Origin of the sequence: Variovorax sp. CCNWLW186 (assembly GCF_037203865.1) — a bacterium.
GTDB lineage: Bacteria > Pseudomonadota > Gammaproteobacteria > Burkholderiales > Burkholderiaceae_C > Variovorax.
Genome location: NZ_JBBCBO010000001.1, coordinates 267,938 through 289,555 on the forward strand (window position 1 = coordinate 267,938; position 21,618 = coordinate 289,555).

19 protein-coding genes are annotated in these 21,618 nt (G+C 65.7%); 12 read left to right on the forward strand and 7 right to left on the reverse strand.

What is annotated here, in order from left to right; genetic code table 11:
• Positions 1-62 precede the first annotated feature (62 nt).
• The gene (locus V9K97_RS01335) at positions 63-1,742 is read right to left on the reverse strand and encodes an FAD-dependent oxidoreductase (RefSeq protein ID WP_337295926.1); all 1,680 of its coding nucleotides are present in this window, start codon (positions 1,740-1,742) and stop codon (positions 63-65) included.
• 171 nt (positions 1,743-1,913) lie between these two features.
• On the opposite strand from V9K97_RS01335, the gene V9K97_RS01340 reads away from it, so the two are divergent.
• The 4 genes from V9K97_RS01340 (at position 1,914) to V9K97_RS01355 (ending at position 6,596) form a co-directional block, all read left to right on the forward strand.
• Positions 1,914-2,789: a GNAT family N-acetyltransferase gene (locus V9K97_RS01340; RefSeq protein ID WP_337295925.1), complete on the forward strand. Its 876-nt coding sequence runs from the start codon at positions 1,914-1,916 to the stop codon at positions 2,787-2,789.
• A 176-nt stretch (positions 2,790-2,965) separates the two neighbouring features.
• Positions 2,966-5,104, forward strand: a complete 2,139-nt coding sequence (ppk1, locus tag V9K97_RS01345) for a polyphosphate kinase 1 (protein WP_258505922.1) — start codon at positions 2,966-2,968, stop codon at positions 5,102-5,104.
• A 19-nt stretch (positions 5,105-5,123) separates the two neighbouring features.
• Complete coding sequence (locus V9K97_RS01350; protein WP_185868070.1) at positions 5,124-5,585, forward strand: SixA phosphatase family protein; 462 nt, start codon at positions 5,124-5,126, stop codon at positions 5,583-5,585.
• 228 nt (positions 5,586-5,813) lie between these two features.
• Positions 5,814-6,596, forward strand: coding sequence for a hypothetical protein (locus V9K97_RS01355; protein ID WP_337315893.1), 783 nt, complete (start codon positions 5,814-5,816; stop codon positions 6,594-6,596).
• A gap of 6 nt (positions 6,597-6,602) precedes the next feature.
• Here the strand turns inward: V9K97_RS01355 and V9K97_RS01360 are convergent, their stop codons facing one another.
• Positions 6,603-8,123: a Ppx/GppA phosphatase family protein gene (locus V9K97_RS01360; RefSeq protein ID WP_258505925.1), complete on the reverse strand. Its 1,521-nt coding sequence runs from the start codon at positions 8,121-8,123 to the stop codon at positions 6,603-6,605.
• A gap of 248 nt (positions 8,124-8,371) precedes the next feature.
• On the opposite strand from V9K97_RS01360, the gene pstS reads away from it, so the two are divergent.
• Genes pstS through phoR form a run of 7 tightly spaced genes read left to right on the forward strand, consistent with a single transcriptional unit; the run spans position 8,372 to position 15,030 of the window.
• Positions 8,372-9,409 (forward strand): phosphate ABC transporter substrate-binding protein PstS, encoded by a 1,038-nt coding sequence (gene pstS, locus V9K97_RS01365; protein WP_258505926.1) that lies wholly within the window; start codon positions 8,372-8,374, stop codon positions 9,407-9,409.
• 34 nt (positions 9,410-9,443) lie between these two features.
• The gene (pstC, locus tag V9K97_RS01370) at positions 9,444-10,523 is read left to right on the forward strand and encodes a phosphate ABC transporter permease subunit PstC (RefSeq protein ID WP_126746521.1); all 1,080 of its coding nucleotides are present in this window, start codon (positions 9,444-9,446) and stop codon (positions 10,521-10,523) included.
• Complete coding sequence (gene pstA, locus V9K97_RS01375) at positions 10,520-11,410, forward strand: phosphate ABC transporter permease PstA (protein ID WP_126746520.1); 891 nt, start codon at positions 10,520-10,522, stop codon at positions 11,408-11,410. The genes pstC and pstA overlap by 4 nt, the downstream gene beginning before the upstream one ends.
• Positions 11,411-11,430: 20 nt before the next feature.
• On the forward strand, positions 11,431-12,210 hold the full coding sequence (gene pstB, locus V9K97_RS01380; protein ID WP_021007056.1) for a phosphate ABC transporter ATP-binding protein PstB: 780 nt from the start codon (positions 11,431-11,433) through the stop codon (positions 12,208-12,210).
• 16 nt (positions 12,211-12,226) lie between these two features.
• Positions 12,227-12,928 (forward strand): phosphate signaling complex protein PhoU, encoded by a 702-nt coding sequence (gene phoU, locus V9K97_RS01385; RefSeq protein WP_126746519.1) that lies wholly within the window; start codon positions 12,227-12,229, stop codon positions 12,926-12,928.
• Between the two features lie 27 nt (positions 12,929-12,955).
• Entirely contained in the window at positions 12,956-13,648 is a 693-nt protein-coding gene (gene phoB / locus V9K97_RS01390; protein WP_126746518.1) for a phosphate regulon transcriptional regulator PhoB, read from the forward strand.
• A gap of 44 nt (positions 13,649-13,692) precedes the next feature.
• On the forward strand, positions 13,693-15,030 hold the full coding sequence (gene phoR, locus V9K97_RS01395; RefSeq protein ID WP_337315894.1) for a phosphate regulon sensor histidine kinase PhoR: 1,338 nt from the start codon (positions 13,693-13,695) through the stop codon (positions 15,028-15,030).
• On the opposite strand, the gene V9K97_RS01400 is transcribed toward phoR, so the two are convergent.
• The 3 genes from V9K97_RS01400 to V9K97_RS01410 all read right to left on the reverse strand — a co-directional run bounded on the left by V9K97_RS01400 (position 15,019) and on the right by V9K97_RS01410 (position 18,453).
• On the reverse strand, positions 15,019-16,362 hold the full coding sequence (locus V9K97_RS01400; RefSeq protein WP_337315895.1) for an MATE family efflux transporter: 1,344 nt from the start codon (positions 16,360-16,362) through the stop codon (positions 15,019-15,021). The genes phoR and V9K97_RS01400 overlap by 12 nt on opposite strands.
• Positions 16,363-16,365: 3 nt before the next feature.
• Positions 16,366-18,102, reverse strand: a complete 1,737-nt coding sequence (locus V9K97_RS01405; protein WP_337315896.1) for a hypothetical protein — start codon at positions 18,100-18,102, stop codon at positions 16,366-16,368.
• A gap of 81 nt (positions 18,103-18,183) precedes the next feature.
• Positions 18,184-18,453: a type B 50S ribosomal protein L31 gene (locus tag V9K97_RS01410; RefSeq protein ID WP_019653042.1), complete on the reverse strand. Its 270-nt coding sequence runs from the start codon at positions 18,451-18,453 to the stop codon at positions 18,184-18,186.
• Between the two features lie 153 nt (positions 18,454-18,606).
• Here V9K97_RS01410 and V9K97_RS01415 point away from each other — a divergent pair, with 153 nt between their 5' ends.
• Positions 18,607-19,680, forward strand: a complete 1,074-nt coding sequence (locus V9K97_RS01415; RefSeq protein ID WP_337315897.1) for an oxidoreductase — start codon at positions 18,607-18,609, stop codon at positions 19,678-19,680.
• A gap of 53 nt (positions 19,681-19,733) precedes the next feature.
• On the opposite strand, the gene rho is transcribed toward V9K97_RS01415, so the two are convergent.
• Together rho and trxA are read right to left on the reverse strand one after the other, a co-directional pair.
• Positions 19,734-20,999, reverse strand: coding sequence for a transcription termination factor Rho (gene rho / locus V9K97_RS01420; RefSeq protein ID WP_012747432.1), 1,266 nt, complete (start codon positions 20,997-20,999; stop codon positions 19,734-19,736).
• Between the two features lie 178 nt (positions 21,000-21,177).
• A complete protein-coding gene (gene trxA, locus V9K97_RS01425; RefSeq protein ID WP_012747433.1) occupies positions 21,178-21,510 on the reverse strand; it encodes a thioredoxin TrxA in 333 nt (110 codons plus the stop codon).
• Between the last annotated feature and the right edge of the window lie 108 nt (positions 21,511-21,618).

A 21,618-nucleotide genomic window follows, 5' to 3' on the forward strand; every position in this document is an offset into this window, starting at 1 on the left:
CCATTCAAATGCGTGCAGCGCCGGGAATTGCGGTGCGCCGCGCCACCGCGTTGCGAAGCCGCTCAGGCAACGGCCGAGCTGGACGACAGGTGCTGGTGAATCAACGCCACCACCGCGGCCCCTTCACCGATGGCGCCGCCCACGCGCTTGACCGAGCCCGAGCGCACGTCGCCCACGGCAAACACGCCTTGCACGCTGGATTCGAGCGCGGTGGAGGGCCGTGCCGGAAAGCCGCTGCTCGCCGCGTCGCCTGTCAGCACAAAGCCGTGCTTGTCGACCGAAACCCCGCAGCCCTCGAGCCAGCTGGTTTCAGGCTCGGCGCCAACGAAGAGAAAGATGTTGCGGGCCGCACAGTCGTGTTCGTCCCCGGTGGTCTGGCAGCGCCACCTGGCGCCGGTCAGGCCTTCGTCGGAGCCGCCGTTCAGCTTGACCAACTGGGTGTGCGGATGCAGTTCGATGTTGGGCGTGGCCTCGATGCGGTCGATGAGGTAGCGCGACATGCTGGCCGCCAGCGAAGGGCCGCGCACCAGCACGTTGACCTTGGCCGCGTGGCGCGACAAGAACACCGCGGCTTGTCCGGCCGAGTTGCCGCCGCCGACAAGCGCCACTTCCTGCTGCGAGCAAAGCTTTGCTTCGATGGCCGATGCCCAGTACCAGATGCCCCGGCCTTCGAACTCGGACAGCCGTGGCACATCGGGCCGCCGGTAGCGCGCGCCGCTGGCAATGACCACGGTGCGCGCATTGATGGTGCGGCCGTCGGCCAGTGCAATGCGCAGGCTGCCCATCGGGTTGTTGCGGGTGCAGTCCAGCGAGGTGACCTTCACCGGAATGAGCATCTCGACGCCGAATTTCTGGGCTTGCACGAAAGCCCGGCCCGCGAGGGCTTGCCCCGAGATGCCGGTCGGAAAGCCAAGGTAGTTCTCGATGCGCGCGCTGGCGCCGGCCTGTCCGCCGAAGGCGCGGCAGTCGAGCACGATCACGTGCAGGCCTTCAGACGCTGCGTACACCGCGGTTGCCAGGCCGGCGGGGCCGGCACCGACCACGGCCACGTCGAACAGCTCATCGCGCTCGGCGGTGTCCACCATGCCAAGGCAACGCGCCAGTGCATCTTCGGCCGGGTTAACCAGGACCGAGCCGTCGGGGCATACGGCCAGCAGCTTGCAGGTGCCGTACTGTTCGAGCAGCGCCGCGGCGTCGGGATCTTCCGCCGCATCGACCAGGTGATAGGGGTGGCCGTTGCGACGCAGAAAGTTTTCGAGCCGCGCCATGTCGGGCGACTCTGGCTTGCCGATGAGCACCGGCCCGCTCGCGCCCGATTCAATCAACGCCACGCGCCGCAAGATCAGTGCGCGGGTGATGCGTTCGCCAAGATCCGCTTCGGCCACGAGCAGCGCGCGCAGTTGCGGCGGCGGAACGACCAGCGCCTCGACTTCTTCGTCTGCATGGCCGTCGACGAGGGCAGGGCGGCCGCTCAGCTGGCCCACCTCGGCAAGGAACTCGCCCGGCCCCTGGCGAACGATGGGCACCACATGCCCGAGGCCGTCGCGCTGGGTGATGGCCACCACGCCCTTGAGCAGCACGAACATGCCCGGGCCTGTTTCTCCGGCGGTAAAGAGCCGTTCCCCGCGCGCGAATCGCTGCACCGTCCCGAACCGCGCAATGCGCGCGATCTCGGCATCGCTGAGAACGGGAAAGGTCTGGTGAAGGCGGTTGTCGAAATTGCTGCTTGCGTCTGTGGCCATTTAAAGAAACTCCAGTGTCGCGACCCACCGCATTAGACAGCCTTGCGGGCCGAATGGGGCGGCCCCGAAACAGGGCCCAAACACGCTGTAACACCGTCATGCAAATGCCATGCCGCTGACATGCCGGTTTCACCGCGAGTGCAGAGACTCCATCGGCAGAAAGGGTTCCCAATGAAAGAACTGCCCAATCCGACGTTTCCGCTGTCGCAGATCGGACTGCGCGCCGCCTTGTGGCCCGTCCCTGCCGTTGCAAACGCCGCGCGCACGTCGGTGCCGGAGGCGCCCGCCGCGGTTCTGGTGCCGCCGGTCGTCGATGCCAAGCAGGGCATCACGGTGAGCTGGGCACGCCACCTCGATGACGTGCGCGCCGCGCAGCGCTTGCGCTATGAAGTGTTCGTCGGCGAAATGGGCGCACGCGTGAGCACGCCGCTGGCGGGGCACGACATCGACCTGTTCGACGACTTCTGCGAGCACCTGCTGGTGCGCGACGAGCTCACGCAGCAAGTGATTGGCACCTACCGCGTGCTCACGCCGGCCCAGGCCCGTCGCGTGGGCAGCACCTACAGCGACACCGAGTTCGACCTGACCCGGCTGCGCGACCTGCGCGAGCGCATGGTGGAGCTCGGCCGCAGCTGCGTGCATCCCGATCACCGCCAGGGCGGGGTCATTCTTGCGCTGTGGGGCGCGCTGGCGGGCTTCATGCATCGCAACAAGCTCGACACAATGATCGGCTGCGCGAGCATTCCCATGTCACACAACGGCGTGACCAACGGCGATGCGGCCGCCAGTATCTGGCGCCAGCTGTCGGCCAGCCACATGGCGCCGATCCAGTACCAGGTGCAGCCAAGGCTGCCGCTGCCGGTCGAGCGCCTGGACAGCGCGCTCGACGTCGAGCCGCCCGCGCTCATCAAGGGTTACCTGCGCCTGGGCGCCAAGGTGCTGGGTGCTCCCGCATGGGACCCGGATTTCAACACCGCGGACCTGCCGATGCTGATGCGCATCGACGACTTGCCGGCGCGCTACCGCAAGCACTTTCTGGGCGCATGAAACCAGCGGTCGCCCGGCCCGCTGCCCGGCCATCTGCTTCTTCGGCTGCTTCGGGAGAGCCGGGCACTGGCCAATCGACGTCACAGGAGCGTCACGGAAACGTCACAAACAAGGACGAAACTGTCATATTTCCGCCTACGTGTGCTCCCGTGCCCCTTGCCCCAGAATCAGTGCCCATGCAATCTGCTACCGCTGACCGGACACTTGAGGTCGCGGCATCGGCGCTCACGCTGCTCGACCGCGATCACAGCATCCTGTCATTCAACGAGCGTGTGCTCGATTGGGCCCACAGGCCCGAGGTGCCGCTCATCGAGCGCCTTCGCTACCTGTGCATCGTTTCATCCAACCTCGACGAATTCTTCGAGGTCCGCGCCGCACCGCACCTGATCGCCAGCAGCGCCAGCGACCAGAAGGGCACCTACACCACCGAGTCGTTCGAGCGCCTGGCCGAGGCTGCCCACACGCTGGTGGGCCGCCAATACGCGCTCTACAACGACGAGCTGATGCCCACGTTTGCCAAGCACGGCATCCACATCATTTCGCACGGGGAGCGCAATGCGGCGCAGCGCAAATGGGTCAGCGAATATTTCGAGCGCGAAGTGCGCCCGTTGCTGATCCCGGTGGGGCTCGATCCGGCACACCCGTTTCCGCAGGTGGCCAACAAGTCGCTCAACTTCATCGTGCGGCTTGGCGGCAAGGACGCATTCGGGCGCGAAAACCCGATCCAGATCGTCAAGGTGCCGCGCGTGCTGCCGCGCGTCATTCGCATGCCGGCCAAGGTGTCCGACGGCAAGACGCTGTTCGTGGCGCTTTCGAGCGTGGTGCGCGCACATTTGTCGAGCATGTTTCCGGGCCGCGAGGTGGGCGACTTCTCGCAGTTCCGTGTCACACGGCATTCCGATCTTGCGGTCGACGAGGAAGACGTCAAGAACCTGCGCACCGCGTTGCGCCAAGGGCTGCAGCACCGCCACTACGGCCAGGCCGTGCGGCTCGAGGTGTCGGCCAGTTGCGCCGAGTCGCTCGCGAGTTTTCTGCTGGCGCAGTTCAACCTGCCGCCGCAGGCGCTCTATCGTGTGCACGGCCCCGTGAACCTGGCGCGGCTCACGCAACTGATCGACCTGCTGGACGAGCCGCAGCTGCGCTTTCCGCCTTACTCGGCTTCGTACCCGGTCACGCTGTCTCCGGCGCAGTCGTTCTTCGAGCGGCTGCAGCGCGGCGATGTGCTGATCCATCAGCCCTTCGAAAGCTTCGACGGCGTGCTCGCCTTTTTGCGAGAGGCGGTGCAAGACCCGCAGGTGCTGGCCATCAAGCAGACCATCTACCGCACAGGTGCCGATTCGGAACTGATGGACCTGCTGCGCGAGGCCGTCCGCCGCGGCAAGGAAGTGACGGTGGTGGTGGAGCTCAAGGCGCGCTTCGACGAAGAGGCCAACATCAATTGGGCCGAAATGCTCGAGTCGATTGGCGCGCAGGTGGTGTACGGCGTGGTGGGCCTGAAGACGCACGCCAAGATGCTGTTGGTGACGCGCCGCGAGGGCAAGCAGATGCGCCGCTACGGCCATCTTTCCACGGGCAACTACAACCCGCGCACCGCCAAGCTCTACACCGACATCAGCCACCTGACGGCCGATCCGCTGCTGACGGCCGACATGGAAGCGGTGTTCGTCCATCTGGCAAGCCAGAGCCGCCTGCCCAAGCTCAACCGCATGTGGCTGGCCCCGTTCGACCTGCACAAGAACCTCATTGCGCAGATCGATGCCTTGAGCCTGGCAGCCGCAACCGGCGAGACCACGCGCATCGTCGCCAAGATGAATGCGCTGACCGACGACCAGCTGGTTGCCGCGCTGATGCGCGCGGGGCAGAAGGGCGTGAAGATCGACCTCATCGTGCGAGGCGCCTGCACCCTGCCGGCGCAGGTGCCGGGGCTGACCGACAACATCCGCGTGCGCTCGGTGATCGGACGGTTCCTGGAGCACTCGCGCGTCTTCTATTTCCGCAGCGGCGAGGAAGAGTCGCTTTACCTCTCGAGCGCCGACTGGATGAACCGCAACATGATGCGGCGCGTGGAACTGGCCTGGCCGGTCACCGATCCGAGCCTTCGCCAGCGCTTGATCGACGAATGCCTGGTGGCCTACCTGCACGACGGCCGCGACGCATGGGATCTTGGCGGCGACGGGATCTACACGCGCGTCGACCACGACACCCATCGCGGCGAGGCGGGTGCTTCTCGCGCCGTCGAGGCGCACGGCGCACAGACCGCGCTCATGAATCGATATGCATCGCGAGGGCATCACTCCGATGCATCCAGCAACTGACCATCGAAAGACGATGAGCATGGACTTGATCTTCTGGCGCCATGCCGAAGCCGAGGACTGGACCGAGGGCTGCGACGACCTGCAGCGCTCTCTTACCGCGCGCGGCGAGAAGCAGGCCAAGCGCATGGCAAGCTGGCTCGACCGGCAATTGCCCGACGGCACCCGCATCATCTGCAGCCCCGCGCGGCGCTGCGAGCAGACCGCGCTCGCGCTCGGCCGCAAATACAAGCTGCGCTCCGAACTCGCGCCCGACACCACGGCCGAGGCCATGCTGGGGGCGGCGGGCTGGCCCAACGGAAAGTCCGTGGTGCTGATGATCGGGCACCAGCCCTCGGTGGGGCAGGCGATCTCGCTTCTGCTGGGGCTCAAGCAGGACAGCTGCCCGGTGCGCAAGGGCGCGCTGTGGTGGATTCGAACGCGCGAGCGCGACGGCGACGTGCAGACCGTCGTGGTCACGGTTCAGTCGCCCGAGCTTCTCTGACGGTGACGAGAGCAGAAAATTTGCCCAAAACTGTAAACTAATTGGCCAAATTCGGGCCGCACGGCAGCCATATGTAGGCACAATGGCCGCGCCAGATGCATTTAGTCACAAATTGCATCCATAACTTACAACCACAAGGCGATTGCGCAGCAAGTGCCTTGTGTGCCGCGGATTTCCGGGCGCCAGGTGGCGAGGGCTGTTGCAGCCGTCTTTCACCGCGGATGCCCTATGAAAGCGCTCGTTTCCCTGTTGGCTGCTGCAGCCCTCTTGGCCGGATGCGCCACGAGCACGCCCGAGCCTGCGCCGCAGGTTCGCCACGACGCCACCCGGTCGATCTCGAAGATCGAACTCGTCTACAACGAACAGGACCAGCTCACGGTGATGGACGGCGGCGGCTCCGCGATCATCGGATGGGCTGGGGTTTTCGGGCCGGTCGGAACGCTGGTGGCGCTCGGGGTCGAGGTCGGCACCCGGGTGACGAAGGCCAGTCGCATGGAGCGGCGCACCCTCGAGTTCACGGCCGCCGTAAAGAACAGCGGGGCGGCGTCGCTCAACCGGCAATTCGCCGAGCAGCTGGCGGCGCGGCTGCGTACCGGGGGCCGCGAAGTCAAGCTGACGCCCGCGCCACGCGTGGACGGCGAGCTCGCGCAGCTGCACGCAGCCGGCTTCCAGCCCACGCCCGGCTACAGCACGTTGGTGGTTCGGGTCACCACGATCTATTCGGCGCCTGACATGACGTCGAGCTTCAAGCCCTTCGTGGCGATCGAGCAGTCGCTCAAGAACGAGCAGCAGGCCGTTCTCTACCAGACGACCCACACTTCCGACATGGAGGAGCCGGCCTTCCTGGCCTACGACGGCCTGCTTCAGGAGAACGCCAAGGCCCAGGACGGCCTGCGGCAGGGGCTTTCCGAGATTCTCCACACCGCCTATGCCGGCATGTTCGGCGAAGACGAGTCGTCGCGCATGGCCAGCGCGGAAGCTACCCGCACCGCCGGACTCGAGGCGAAGTGAACGGGCTCAGGCGCCGTTGAGTTCCACGCGCCAGTTGCTGGTCTTCTGCCAGGCCAGCACTTCTTCGCGCAGCAGGTGCGCGGACTGGGGGTAGGCATCGGCCCAGTCGGGCGCGCAGACAATCGTGAAAGCCCTGGCGCCCAACGCCGCAAGATGCAGCGCCTGAGGATCGGGGTCGCGGCGCGCGTGGCAGAGGATGACCGCCAGGCGCAGCGACAGCAGTTGCATCACGAAGGTCTCGTCGTCCAGCGCCGCCTCTAGCTTGCGCAGTTTTCCGCGCTGGCCCAGGACCAGTTGGCCGAGCGCGTGCAGTTCGTTCACGGCAAAGCCGGGCGCGTCGGTGTTGTCCAGGATGTAGGCGCCGTGCTTGTGGTAGTCGCTGTGCGACACCAGCGTGCCAATTTCATGCAGCTGCGCCGCCCAGCCCAGTTTGCGCAGCGCCCGGCCGGCGCGGCTGGTGGAACTGCCGCCGCGTGCCGCCGGCGCCAGTTGCACGAACAGCGCGGCGGCCGTGTCGCCCACGCGCTTGGCCTGGGCGGCATCGACCGAGAAGCGGGTGGCCAGCCGCGCCACGGTGGCGGTGCGCAAATCGGCCACGCCTTCGTCTCGTTCCAGCAACTCGTAGAGCACGCCGTGGCGAAGCGCGCCCTGGGCCACTTTCATTTCTTCGATGCCGAGCAGGTCGAACACCGCCCGCAGCACGCTCACACCGCCGCCGATCACGGGCTTGCGGTCTTCGCGCATGCCGTCGATGCGCAGCTTGTCGGCGCTGCCGGCCTTGAGCAGGCGGTCGACGAGCCAGTCGAGCCCGTCTCGGGTAATCAGCCCTGGCTCGCCGCCGGCCGCGGCCAGCACGTCGCCCACCGCGCCGATGGTGCCGGAGGCGCCGTAGGCCACGTCCCACTGGTCGCGGGTGTAGCTTGAAAGCGCATCGTCCAGCACGGCCTTGGCGGCCACCTCGGCGGCGCGGAATGCGGCGGGGGTGAAGAGGCCTTCCGCAAAGTGCTTCATCGACCAGGCGACGCTGCCAACGCGGTAAGACTCCATGAGCTCGGCCTCGAGCGCCTGGCCAATGATCATTTCGGTCGAGCGCCCGCCGATGTCCACCACCAGGCGGCGCTCCCGGTCGGAGGCGTCGGTGTGCGGCAGCATGTGCGCCACGCCTTGGTAAATAAGGCGGGCTTCCTCGCGACCCGGAATCACGTCGATGCCGAACCCCAGGATGGTGCGTGCGCGCAATAGGAATTCTTCGCGGTTGCGGGCTTCGCGCAGCGTCTGGGTGGCCACGGCGCGTACCTGCGAGCGCTTGAAGCCGGCCAGCCGCTCGCCAAACCGGGCGAGCGCGTCCCAGCCCCGCTGCATGGCCTCGGGCGTGAGGTTGCGGGCGCTGTCCAGGCCGTTGCCCTGGCGCACCGTCTCCTTGAGGTATTCGGTGCGGTGAATCTGACCGTGGTCGACCTGTCCGATTTCCAGCCTGAAGCTGTTCGAACCGAGATCGACCGCTGCGAGGCGGGTGCCGTTTTGCATTTTGTAGTGAAGAGGGCGGGGCTGTGATCGTAGCGCCATGGCCTGGCGCGCCGCCCCGGTCGCGTCGCCGAGAGGGTTGGAAGGCTAGAGACCGTGCATGACGGTTCCGTGACAGCGTCACAAAAACTCCCTGCGCAAAGGCGGCCTTTCCCTCTATGACGGGGTGTCACACCGATGTCACACAAGCTTTCTAGAGTCCGTCCCAAGCCCGAAAGGGACTACTTCTTACTTCTAAAAAAGGAAGCCTTATGAAAACGACTTTCAAGTTTGCAGCTGCCGGCCTCGTGGCCGCGGCCTTCGCCCATGTTCCCGCTTTCGCACAAGATGTGACCGGCGCCGGCGCCAGCTTCCCGGCACCGCTGTATGCCAAGTGGGCCTCCGATTTCAACAAGAGCACCGGCGTCAAGATCAACTACCAGTCGGTCGGCTCGGGTGCCGGCCTGAAGCAGATCGAAGCCAAGACGGTCGATTTCGGCGCTTCCGACGCCCCCCTGAAGGACGAAGAGCTCCAGGCCAAGGGCCTGATGCAGTTCCCCACCGTCATCGGCGGCGTGATTCCCGTGGTCAACATTCCTGGCATCAAGCCGGGCGAGCTGAAGCTCAACGGCCAGGTGCTGGGCGACATCTACCTGGGCAAGATCACCAAGTGGAACGACCCGGCCATCAAGGCGCTGAACGGCTCGCTGGCCCTGCCGGACGCCGCCATTGCACCGGTTCGCCGCGCCGACGGCTCGGGCACCAGCTTCCTGTTCACCAACTACCTGAGCAAGGTCAACGCCGAGTGGAAGAGCAAGGTCGGCGAAGGCACGGCCGTGAACTGGCCCACCGGCGCGGGCGGCAAGGGCAATGAAGGCGTCGCCGCTTTCGTGAACCGCCTGCCCAACTCGATCGGCTATGTCGAATACGCCTACGTGAAGCAGAACAAGATGACGTACGCCCAGCTGCAGAACGCGGCCGGCAACTTCGTCTCGCCGGAAGACACGGCCTTCAAGGCCGCTGCCGCCGCTGCCGACTGGAACAAGAGCTTCTACCAGGTGCTGACCAACCAGGCCGACAAGGGCGCATGGCCGATCACCGGCGCGACGTTCATCCTGCTGCACAAGGCGCAGGACAAGCCCGCCAACGCCACCACCGTGCTGAAGTTCTTCGACTGGGCCTACAAGAACGGCGACAAGACCGCCGACGAGCTCGACTACGTGCCGATGCCCGATACGGTGAAGGCCACGATTGCCAAGGCATGGGGTGAGGTGAAGGACGCATCGGGCAAGCCGGTCGCGTTCAAGTAAGCAACCCACCCACCCAGCCCAGAACGGCGCATCCATGAGCAGTACACCGCTCCAGGATGCGCCGCATTCGTCTTTGCCGGAGCGACCCGTGTCATCCACTTTTCCTGCTTCCGCATCCGCGCTCGACCTCGCTGCCGAGCGTGGCCGCGCCACTGCTCCACCGCCCGCCAAGGCACCGCGCTCCGGCCCCATGGCCGACCGCCTGTTCGGCTGGGCCGCCAAGGGCGCCGCGCTGCTCACGCTCGCGATGCTGATCGGCATCCTGCTGTCGCTGATCGCCGGCGCATGGCCCGCCATTTCGAAATACGGCCTGGGCTTTCTCACCAGCAGCGTGTGGGACCCCGTACAGAACGAGTACGGCGGCCTGGTCATGATCTACGGCACGCTGGCCACCTCGATCATCGCGCTGGTGATTGCGGTGCCGGTGAGCTTCGGCATTGCGCTGTTTTTGACTGAGCTTTCGCCCAGCTGGCTCAAGCGCCCGCTGGGCACGGCCATCGAGCTGCTTGCCGCGGTGCCGTCCATCGTGTACGGCATGTGGGGCCTGCTCGTGTTCGGCCCGATTCTTTCCACCTGGGTGCAGCAGCCGCTGCAGAAGCTGCTTGCCGGCGTGCCGTACCTCGGCGCCCTGGTGTCCGGCCCGCCGGTGGGCATCGGCATTCTGTCGGCCGGCATCATCCTCGCGATCATGATCATTCCGTTCATTGCCTCGGTGATGCGCGACGTGTTTGAAGTGACGCCGCCGCTGCTCAAGGAGTCGGCCTACGGCCTCGGCTCCACGACCTGGGAAGTGGTCTCGAAGGTCGTGCTGCCCTACACCAAGGCCGGCGTCATCGGCGGCATCATGCTCGGCCTTGGCCGGGCGCTCGGTGAGACGATGGCGGTCACCTTCGTGATCGGCAACATGAACCAGCTCAATTCGCTGTCGGTGTTCGAGGCTGCCAACAGCATTACCTCGGCGCTTGCCAACGAGTTTGCCGAAGCAGGCGCCGGCCTTCACCAGGCCGCGCTGATGTACCTCGGCCTGGTGCTGTTCTTCATTACCTTCGTGGTGCTGACGCTCTCCAAGGTGCTGCTGGCCCAGATGAAGAAGAGCGAAGGGACCAAGTCATGAATACGAGCACTGCCCAAAACCTGCTGAGCGCCAAGGCACTTGCCGAAACGCGCCAGGCCAAGTTCGCCTCGCGCAAGCGAGTCAACCAGATCGCGCTCACGCTGTCGCTCGCCGCGATGATGTTCGGTGTGTTCTGGCTCATCTGGATTCTTTGGGAAACGCTGCGCCTGGGCCTTGGCGGCCTGGCGCTTGCCACGTTCACCGAAATGACCCCGCCGCCGAACGAGGCGGGCGGCATCGCCAACGCGATCTTCGGCTCGTTCGTGATGGTGGCGCTGGCCACCTTCGTGGGCACGCCGATCGGCATCATGGCCGGCATCTACCTGGCCGAGTACAACCCCAAGGGCTGGCTCTCGTCGGTGACGCGCTTCGTCAACGACATCCTGCTGTCGGCCCCGTCGATCGTGATCGGCCTGTTCGTGTATGCCGTGGTGGTGGCGTACTTCAAGACCTTCTCGGGGCTTGCGGGTGCGCTCTCGCTGGCGCTGATCGTGATTCCGGTGGTGATTCGCACCACCGAGAACATGCTGCAGCTGGTGCCGCCGGGCCTGCGCGAAGCGGCCTATGCACTTGGCACGCCGAAGTGGAAGGTGATCTTGAGCATCACGCTGCGCGCCGCGCGTGCCGGTGTGGTCACGGGTGTGCTGCTGGCCGTGGCGCGCATTGCCGGCGAAACCGCGCCGCTGCTCTTCACCGCGCTGAACAACCAGTTCTGGACCGCCGACATCAGCCAGCCGATGGCCAGCCTGCCGGTGACGATCTTCAAGTTTGCGATGAGCCCGTACGAAAACTGGCAACAGCTGGCCTGGGCCGGCGTGTTCCTGATCACCGTGGCCGTGCTTGCCCTCAACATCCTGGCGCGCGTTCTCACGCGCAACAAACTCTGATTCAAGAAGAAGTAGCAACCATGCCAAACACTGTCGCACAACCGTCGCGCTCGAAGATCTCGGTCAAGGACCTGAACTTCTACTACGGCAAGTTCCACGCGCTCAAGGGCATCAACCTCGAGATTCCCGAGAACAAGGTCACGGCCTTCATCGGCCCGTCGGGCTGCGGCAAGTCGACCCTGCTGCGCACCTTCAACCGCATGTTCGAGCTCTACCCGGAGCAGCGCGCCGAAGGCACCATTGCGCTGGACGGCGAGAACCTGCTCACGTCCAAGCAGGACGTGGCGCTGATCCGCGCGAAGGTCGGCATGGTGTTCCAGAAGCCCACGCCGTTCCCGATGTCGATCTACGACAACATCGCCTTTGGCGTGAAGCTGTTCGAGAACCTGAGCGCCAGCGAAATGGACGACCGCGTCGAGTGGGCCCTGAAGAAGGCCGCGCTCTGGACCGAAGTGCGCGACAAGCTGCAGCAAAGCGGCTCGGGCCTTTCGGGCGGCCAGCAGCAGCGCCTGTGCATTGCACGCGGCATCGCCATCAAGCCCGAGGTGCTGCTGCTTGACGAACCTTGCTCCGCGCTCGACCCGATTTCGACCGCGAAGATCGAAGAGTTGATTGCCGAGCTGAAAAACGAGTACACCGTGGTCATCGTGACGCACAACATGCAGCAGGCCGCACGCTGCAGCGACTACACCGCGTACATGTACCTGGGCGACCTGATCGAGTTCGGCGCGACGGAACAGATGTTCTTCAAGCCGCAGCGCAAGGAGACCGAGGACTACATTACCGGCCGTTTCGGCTGATGCCAAGGAGGCACACATGACTGAAAAACATCTCTCCAGCCAGTTCGACAGCGAACTCAACGGCGTTTCGTCGCGCGTGATGGAGCTCGGCGGCATGGTCGAGGCGCAAATCCACCAGGCGGTGTATGCGCTGCTGCAGTTCGACCCCGAAGCCGCCGACCGCGTGATGGAAACCGAGCACCGCGTGAACGCGATGGAGATCGAGATCGACCGCGAGCTGTCGTCGATCATCGCGCGGCGCCAGCCGACCGCGCGCGACCTGCGCCTTCTGATCGCCATTTCCAAGACCACGGCCAACCTCGAGCGCGTGGGCGACGAGGCCAACAAGATCGCACGCATGGTCAAGTCGATCATCGAGAGCGGTTCGGCCCGCGCGCTGCCCTCGAACGAGTTGCGCATTGCCGCCGACCTGGCCTCGGGCCTGCTGCGCACCGCGCTGGACGCGTTCGCGCGCCTGGACACGGCCGCCGCGCTGTCGATCCTGAAGGACGACGACCTGATCGACAAGGAGTTCGACGGCTTCGTGCGCAAGCTGGTCACCTACATGATGGAAGACCCGCGCACCATCTCGGCCAGCCTCGACCTGTTGTTTCTGGCCAAGGCCATCGAACGCATCGGAGACCACGCCAAGAACATCGCCGAGTTCATCATCTACATCGTCAAGGGCGCCGATGTGCGGCACACTTCGATGCAGGAAATCGAATCGGCGCTGCAGTAACAACGAGCGCCAGACTCCCCAGAAAGCATGAAGAAACCCCGAGTCCTGATCGTCGAAGACGAGTCGTCGATCGCCGAGCTGATCGCCGTCAACCTGCGCCACAACGGCTTCGAGCCGATCTGGTCGGAAGACGGTGCCGCAGCCCAGCGCGAGATCGACGCTTTTTTGCCGGACCTGATCCTGCTCGACTGGATGCTGCCGGGCCAGAGCGGCCTGCAGCTCGCCCGCCAGTGGCGCAAGGACGCACGCACCAAGGCAATCCCGATCCTGATGCTGACCGCGCGCGGCGACGAGCCCGACAAGGTGGCCGGCCTGGACGCGGGTGCCGACGACTACATCACCAAGCCGTTCTCCACCCAGGAAATGCTCGCGCGCATCCGCGCCGTGCTGCGCCGCCGTGCGCCCGAGGTGGTGACCGAGCGGGTTGAAATCGGCGAGCTCGCGCTCGACACCGCCACGCATCGCGTCACCTGGCAGGGCAATGCGCTCAAGGTGGGCCCGACCGAGTTCAAGCTGCTGGCGTATTTGATGCAGCATGCCGAGCGCGTGCACAGCCGCGCGCAGTTGCTCGACAAGGTCTGGGGCGACCATGTCTACATCGAGGAACGCACGGTCGACGTGCACGTCAAGCGCCTGCGCGAATCGCTGGGCGCCGCGGCGCCCATGGTCGAAACCGTGCGCGGTGCCGGCTATCGCCTGACTGCCCAAGTCACGGTTTGAAGAGCGCGGTGTTCATCGACCGCGGGCGCGGATAATCGCGCGCCATGCCTTTCCGTATTGCTACTTTTCTTATAGCGTCCATCGTTCTGGGGTTGGGCGCTGCAGCCATTTTTGGCTGGAAGTTCGGATGGCTGGGCGCCTGGCTGGGCGCGGTGCTCTGGCTCGCGCTGGACGCATGGCGAGCCGAGCGCCTGCTGAGGGTGCTGCGCAACAACGCCTCGGGCCTGCCGACGCGCGGCGCGGGCGTATGGGGCGAGCTCGCGGAACGCATCCGCAAGCTGCTGCGCGAGCGCGAGCAGCAGACCCGGCAGGCCGAAGAGCGCCTTCAGGAGTTTCTGGCGGCCATCCAGGCGTCTCCCAATGGCGTGATCCTGCTCGATGAGCAGGGCCGCATCGAATGGTGCAACCAGACGGCGGCCGCCCAATTCGGCATCAATGCCGAGCGCGACCTCTTGCAGCACCTTGCAAACCTGGTGCGCGACCCGGCCTTCGTGGCCTACCTGGCCTCGTGGAACTACAGCCGCGACGTCGTCATCGATGCCTCGGGCCATGGCCAGGCGCAGCAGCGCAGCCATCCGGTACGGCTCTCGGTGCAGGTGCACCCCTATGCCGGCAACCGCCGCATGCTGCTCACGCGCGACATCACCGCGGTAGAGCAGGCGGAGGCGATGCGGCGCGATTTCGTCGCCAATGTTTCGCATGAAATCCGCACGCCGCTCACGGTGCTGGCCGGCTTTGTCGAAACGCTGCAGAACCTTCCGCTCGATGCGGAGGAGCGCACAAGGTATCTCTCGCTGATGAGCCAGCAGTCGCACCGCATGGAAACGCTGGTGAACGACCTGCTGACGCTCTCGCGCCTTGAAGGCAGCGCGCCGCCTTCGGGCAGCCAGTGGATCCGCATTCGCGCGCTGCTTGCGCAGTGCGAGGACGAAGGGCGCGGGTTGTCCGGGCGGCTGGTGCCGCAGGGGCATCGGCTTTCCTTCACCATCGAGGCCGAATCCGAAATCTCGGGCGCGCCGACCGAGCTGCAAAGCGCCATGTCGAACCTGCTGACCAACGCCATTCGCTACACACCCGGCGGCGGCGAGGTGGCGGTGACCTGGCGGCGGCTGCCCGACGGGCGCGGTGAATACGCGGTGCGCGACACCGGCCCCGGCATTGCCGCCGAGCACATTCCCCGCTTGACGGAGCGCTTCTACCGAATCGACCGCAGCCGCTCGCGCGAGACTGGCGGCACCGGGCTGGGGCTGGCCATCGTCAAGCACATTGCGCAGCGACACGGGGCTGAACTGCGCATCGAGAGCACAGTGGGCAAGGGCTCCCGCTTTGCGCTGGTTTTTCCGGCGAACCGGGTACGGGAAGCGCGGCTGCTAGCGAAGTGAACGCCGCATCGTCCACCGCAGCAGGGCGCCGAACAGCACGGCAGTGACCGCGAGCGCGCCCGAGCCCATGAGCCAGAACGCCAGCGGCGACTGCATCGCGGGCCAAGGCCCCAATCCGCGGTAGGCCAGCAGATAGCTGCCGCCAAGGCCCAGCCCCCACAGCAGCGTGCAGTAAATGACGAGCGGCGCCAGCGTGACGCGGTAGCAGCGCAGCACGAACACGCACAGCGTCTGCAACGCATCGGCAAAGTGATAGAGCGCCACCACCAGCAACAACGCCGCGGCAATCGCGACCACGGCCGGGTTGTCCGAATACACGTGGGCCAGCTTGAAGCGCAGGGCCACCATGGCCCCCGCGAAGAACAGCGCGCAGAGGGCGGTGAGCTCAAACCCCATGCGGCAGGCGCGCCGCGCCTTGGCCGCATGGCCGGCGCCGAGCCAGAAGCTCACGCGCGCGCTGGTGGCAATAGCCAATGAAAGCGGCACCATGTAGGCCACCGCCAGCAGGTTGGAGGCAATCTGGTGTGCTGCTGCCGCGGCCGTGCCGAGCCGAGCGATGAACAGCGCCATCAAGGTGAACGAAGTCACCTCCACCAGCACCGCCAAACCCCCGGGAATGCCAAGGCTTGCAAACTGGCGGATCTGCCGCCAGTCGGGTGCCTCGATGCGTTCCCACAGCCGGTAGTCCTTGTAGAAGGAACTGCTGCGCAGGAGCCATGCCGCACAGGCCAGCATCGCCCAGTTCACGCACAGCGTGGCCCAGGCGCAGCCCACCAGGCCCATGGCCGGCAGGCCCGCGCCGCCAAAGGTGAACCAGATCGACAGCGGCAGCTTCACGAACAGCGAGCCGAGCTGTAGCCAGGTGACTACCTGCGGCTTGCCAAGGCTCTGGTTCAGCGTGCTGAACAAGCGGAAAAGCAGGGCAGGCGGCAGCGCAAAGGCCAGCACCGCAAGGTAGGCCTCCACGCCGGCGCGCATGTCGGAAGGCACCTGGGTCCAGCGCAATACGGCGCCGGGGAACAGCAGCACCACCATGCCGATCGCGATGGTGATGGCGCTCAGGTAAAGCGACTGCCGCACCGAGCGGCCGACTTCGCTCCTGCGGTCGGCGCCGTGCAGTTCGGCCCACACCGGCAGCAGCGCCTGCAGCACGCCCATCAGCGAGACGAACACGCTGATGAAGACGGCCGCGCCCACCGACAGCGCGGCGAGGGCGCTTTCGGCATAGCGCCCGGCCACGATAGTGTCGGTCACGCCGAATGCCATCACGGCCAGCTGGCCGACCAGCACCGTGCCGGCGTGCCGCGCGATCAGACCTCTTTCGCCGGTCACTTGCTACGGTGCGATCTTTTGATAGAGCAGCAGGTCGTCGGTCGCGCTGCTGGGGCGGCGCAGCGTGCCGCTGAAACGCCATTGCTCCAGGGGAATGATGGTGTGCAGCCGCTCGATGGTCTCGGGGCTGACCAGCAGCCACGGGCAGTTGGTGCCAAGCAGCAGCGGCTGCAGGTTGAAGCGGCCATGGTGCTGCAGGGCCGCAATGTGCGCGCGGCTGAGCGCCAGTTCGGCAACGCAGCTCGGCTGTCCGACCCGTTCGGCCACCGCGCGCACTTGCGGAACGTAGCTGCGCGCGTAGTCGATGGAGGGCAACCAGAGCGTCATCAGCAGCATCCAGCACAGCGCGGTGCCGCCGGCAGGGAGCACCAGCGTTTTCCAGAGCGCGGCCTGGTGCCGCCCGGTGCGCCAGCGCACCACCCAGCACCAGGCGATGGTTGCGGCCAGCGCCAGGACAAACGGAACCATAGAGAACTCGGGCACGAAGCCTGGCACCAGGCGTGCCACGCTGGCGGCCGGCTTGGGCGGCACGCCGGTCTGCATGGCGATCCAGTAGACCCAGCCCAGCACGGCCAGGCCGCTGAAGAACAGCACGTTGAACCAGTCGATCAGCGCCGCCGCGCTGCGCCGGAAGGTCGGCAGCGCGAAGGCCGCCAGCGTGGCGAACGCGGGCAGCGCCAGCAGCAGCGACCGGTCGGAATAATCGGTGGTCCAGGTGGCGGCCAGCGGCACCAGCGCAAACCAGAAGGGCAGCGCCACGTGGCGCGCGGTGAGTTGCCGCCGCCAGCGCCAGAGCGTCCAGATGGCAAGGGGCCACACCGGCCAGGTGAACCACACCAGCAGCTTGGCCTGGCTGCGCACGTCGCCCAGCACGGAGGTGCTGCTCGGGTGCCTGCCCGGCAGCTGGATTTTCCATTCGAGCAACCCGAGGCCCACGGCCAGCGCCGCGGCCACCAGAGCGACTGCGATCATCGTCGCGAGCGCGCCCCGCGTGTAGCCGGGGCCTTCGTCGGTCGTTGTGTCGGCCTTGCGCGCGGTGCGCCGCTCGTAGGCCATGAAGAGCGCACTACCGATCGCCAGTGCGAGCCCGACCGTGGGACCACCGCTCAGCGTCATGCCGACCGTGCCGACGATCAGCGCGATAACGGGGCCGACTCGGCGGTATGGCAACGCGGCCACGCCGTAGAAGAGATGCGATGCGAAATACAGCTGCGCCAGTGCCGGCGTGGTTTCGTGGCCGAGCTGGGCCAGGCCCAGGCAGGCGATCAGCGCCAGCAATCCGCCGTCGGCGATGGCGCGTGCGTAGTCGGTGGGGCGTGCCTCTCCGCCGAAGGCAAAGGCCACCGGCTGGGCCCGCGAGGTGCGGGCAAGGTAGTAAACCGCGTACCAGGTGGCGGTGAACGTGCCCCAGAGCATCAGCGCAAAGACGATGCGCACGGCCAGGTCGGGGTGCAGCCACGAGGGCGCGATCTTGATGGCCCAAGCGCCGATCCAGTACGGAATGAGCGCTGGCGTTTCAGGCCGCAGGCCCAGCAGCATGGGGTCGAACCAGCGTGCAATGCCTTCGGTGGTTCGCGCCAGCTCGGCCATGTAGCCGAACGACGTGATGTCTGCGCTCTTCCACGGGCCGCGTCCCACGAGGCCCGGCAGAAGGTAGGCGGCGCATAACAACAGCAACGCAATGCGCGGCAACCGGCGCACGGCGCTCTGGGCAACGATCGCAGGAGTGGGTTGATTCACAAAGATGAGCGAACGGCGGTTTTGGGAAAGAAAAAGGGCAGCGCGGTAAACCGGGCTGCCCTCAGTGCGAAAGCGCGTGCTTTACTTGGAAGCAGCGCCGGTCGTCTTGCCGAAGCGGTTGCGGAACTTCTCGACGCGACCGCCCATGTTGTCGACCGACTTTTGCGTGCCGGTGTAGAACGGGTGCGATTCGCTCGTGGTGTCGAGCTTGAACAGCGGCAGTTCGCGGCCGTCGTCGGTCTTGCCCATTTCCTTGGTGTTCGCGCACGAACGGGTCACGAACTTGAAGCCGTTCGACATGTCGACGAACAGAACTTCGCGGTAATTCGGGTGAATGCCTTCTTTTGCCATGGTGTTTCCTTTGGGGTCGATGCGAGAGCCACAAGCGTGCCGGCAGAGGGCAAGCTGTTCCTTGGGGAAGCGCCGGGCAAAACGCCCAGCCGCACTTTTCGCGGAGCCGTCGATTATCGCATACTGGCCGTTTCGAGCGAAAGGCCTCCGTAGATGACCTCCAGAACCTTGCGCGCCGGCCTCGTCGGCTACGGCTTTGCCGGCCAGACCTTCCATGCGCCCGTGCTTTCGGCCGTTCCGGGGTTCGAACTGGCGGCCGTGGCCAGCTCGCAGCCGCAAAAAGTCAATGCCGACTGGCCGAATGCAGCCGTGGTGCCCGACGTGGCGGCTCTCGTGGCCCGGCCGGACATCGACCTGGTGGTGGTCGCCACCCCCAATGCGCTGCACTATCCGGTTGCCAAGGCGGCGCTGGAGGCCGGCAAGCACGTGGTGGTGGACAAGCCTTTCACCCTCGATGTGGCCGAGGCCCGGGATCTGGAGCTGTTGGCCCGGCGCAACAACCGGGTGCTGGCGGTTTACCAGAACCGGCGCTTCGACGCCGACTACCTCACGCTCAAGGACGTGCTGGCCAGCGGCGAGCTCGGCCGCCCGGTGTACCTGGAATCGCATTTCGACCGCTTTCGCCCCGAGGTGCGCGACCGCTGGCGCGAGCAGAAGGTGCCCGGCGCCGGCCTGTGGGTCGACTTGGGCGCGCACCTGGTCGACCAGGCTGCCCAGCTGTTCGGAAAGCCCGACTCGCTGCAGCTCGACACCGCGGCGCTGCGAGACGGGGCGCAGGTCGAAGACTACTTTCATGCCGTGCTGCGCTACGAAAGCGGCCCGCATGCCCCGCTGCGCGTGGTGCTCCACGCCACGACGCTCGCGGCCCATGCGGCGCCGCGATACATCGTCCACGGCACGCGCGGCAGCTACATCAAGCATGGCGTCGATCCGCAGGAAGACGCGCTGCGCGCCGGACAGCGGCCGCCCATGGCGGGGTGGGGCGCAGACCCGCAAGACGGCGAACTCGTGGTGCCCGGCAGCGATGGCGGGGAGCCGCAGCGCCGCGTTTGGCCCACGCGGGCCGGCAACTACGTCGACTACTACGCTGCGGTGCGCGATGCGATCCTTGGCAATGGCCCGAATCCGGTGCCTCCCGAGCAGGCCGTCGCGCTGATGGAACTGCTCGATATCGGCCAGCGGAGCGCGGCCGAGGGGCGGGCGATCCGTATCGTCGAACGCCCATGAAAAAAGCGCGTTGACCGGGAGGGTCAACGCGCTTTTGCGGTGAGCGTGGGAGCTCAGCCGCCGCGACGCATCATGTCGAAGAACTCGACATTGGTCTTGGTCGCCTTCATGTTCTTGAGCATGAGCTCCATCGACTCGATCTCGTCCATGTTGTACATGAGCTGGCGCAGGATGCGCGTCTTCTGCAGGATCTCGGGGGCGAGCAGCAGTTCTTCGCGGCGCGTGCCGCTGCGGTTGAGCTGGATCGACGGGAACACGCGCTTTTCGTACAGGCGGCGGTCCAGATGGATTTCGGAGTTGCCGGTGCCCTTGAACTCTTCGAAGATCACTTCGTCCATGCGGCTGCCGGTGTCGATCAGCGCGGTGCCGATGATGGTCAGTGAGCCGCCTTCTTCCACGTTGCGCGCCGCGCCCAGGAAGCGCTTGGGGCGCTGCAGCGCGTTGGAGTCGACACCGCCGGTCAGCACCTTGCCAGACGAGGGCACGACGTTGTTGTAGGCACGGGCAAGGCGGGTGATCGAGTCGAGCAGGATCACCACGTCCTTCTTGAGTTCGACCAGGCGCTTGGCGCGCTCGATCACCATTTCGGCCACGTGCACGTGGCGCGCTGCGGGCTCGTCGAAGGTGGAGGCAATGACCTCGCCCTTCACGGTGCGCTGCATTTCGGTCACTTCTTCAGGCCGCTCGTCCACCAGCAGCACCATCATGTGCACTTCGGGGTAGTTGGCGCTGATGGCGTGGGCGATGTGCTGCATCATCACCGTCTTGCCGCTCTTGGGCGGCGCGACCAGCAGGGCGCGCTGGCCCTTGCCGATGGGGGCGATGATGTCGATGATCCGGCCCGTGATGTTCTCGTCGCTCTTGATGCCGTCGCGCTCGAGCTTCATCTGCTCCTTGGGGAACAGCGGCGTCAAGTTCTCGAACATCACCTTGTGCTTGTTCTGCTCGGGCGGACCGTCGTTGACCTTGTCGAGCTTGGTCAGCGCAAAGTAGCGCTCGCCGTCCTTGGGCGTGCGCACTTCGCCTTCGATCATGTCGCCGGTGTGCAGGTTGAAGCGGCGCACCTGGCTCGGCGAGATGTAGATGTCGTCCGTGCTGGCCGTAAAGCTGGTGTCGGGGCTGCGCAGAAAACCGAAGCCGTCGGGCAGGATTTCGAGCACGCCGTCGGCGAAGACCTGCTCGCCGGCCTTGGCGCGCTTCTTGATGATCGCGAACATCAGCTCTTGCTTGCGCATGCGGCCGACGTTTTCGATCTCAAGCGCTTCAGCCTGCTTGAGGACTTCAGACACGTGGAGTGCCTTGAGTTCGTTTAAGTGCATGGAATGACCCCTCGCGGGGTAATCGATCGGAAAACGGGGGGAGGTTAAACGTGAAGCGAGAACTGCTTCACTAACCGGGGAACTCGAACCGGTTGCCTGGAAGGGCCGGTGATCTGTGGGAGATTATGACAGGAAAATCGTCCGGCCAACGCATTGCGCGCTGGCCGGTTGAAATGTCTCAGGCGAGCTGCTGGTCGATGAAGGCCGTGAGTTGCGCCTTGCTCATGGCGCCGACCTTGGTGGCGGCCAGCTGGCCGTCCTTGAACAGCATGAGCGTGGGGATGCCGCGGATACCGAACTTGGCCGGAATGTCGCGGTTTTCGTCCACGTTGAGCTTGGCGATCTGCAGCTTGCCTTCGTAGGCGGTCGACACTTCATCCAGGATGGGTGCGATCATCTTGCAGGGGCCGCACCATTCGGCCCAGTAGTCGACCAGCACGGGCTGGCTGGACTTGAGCACGTCGGCTTCGAAGGAAGAATCGGAGATGTGTTTGATCAGGTCGCTGGCCATGTGATGTGTCCTTGTGCGCGGAGAGTTTCGGTGCAGCTAAAGTGCTGGTCATTGTGACAGAAACCAAGGGGTGGGGTGCCGTGCGGGAACGCTATGGCGCCGATAGCA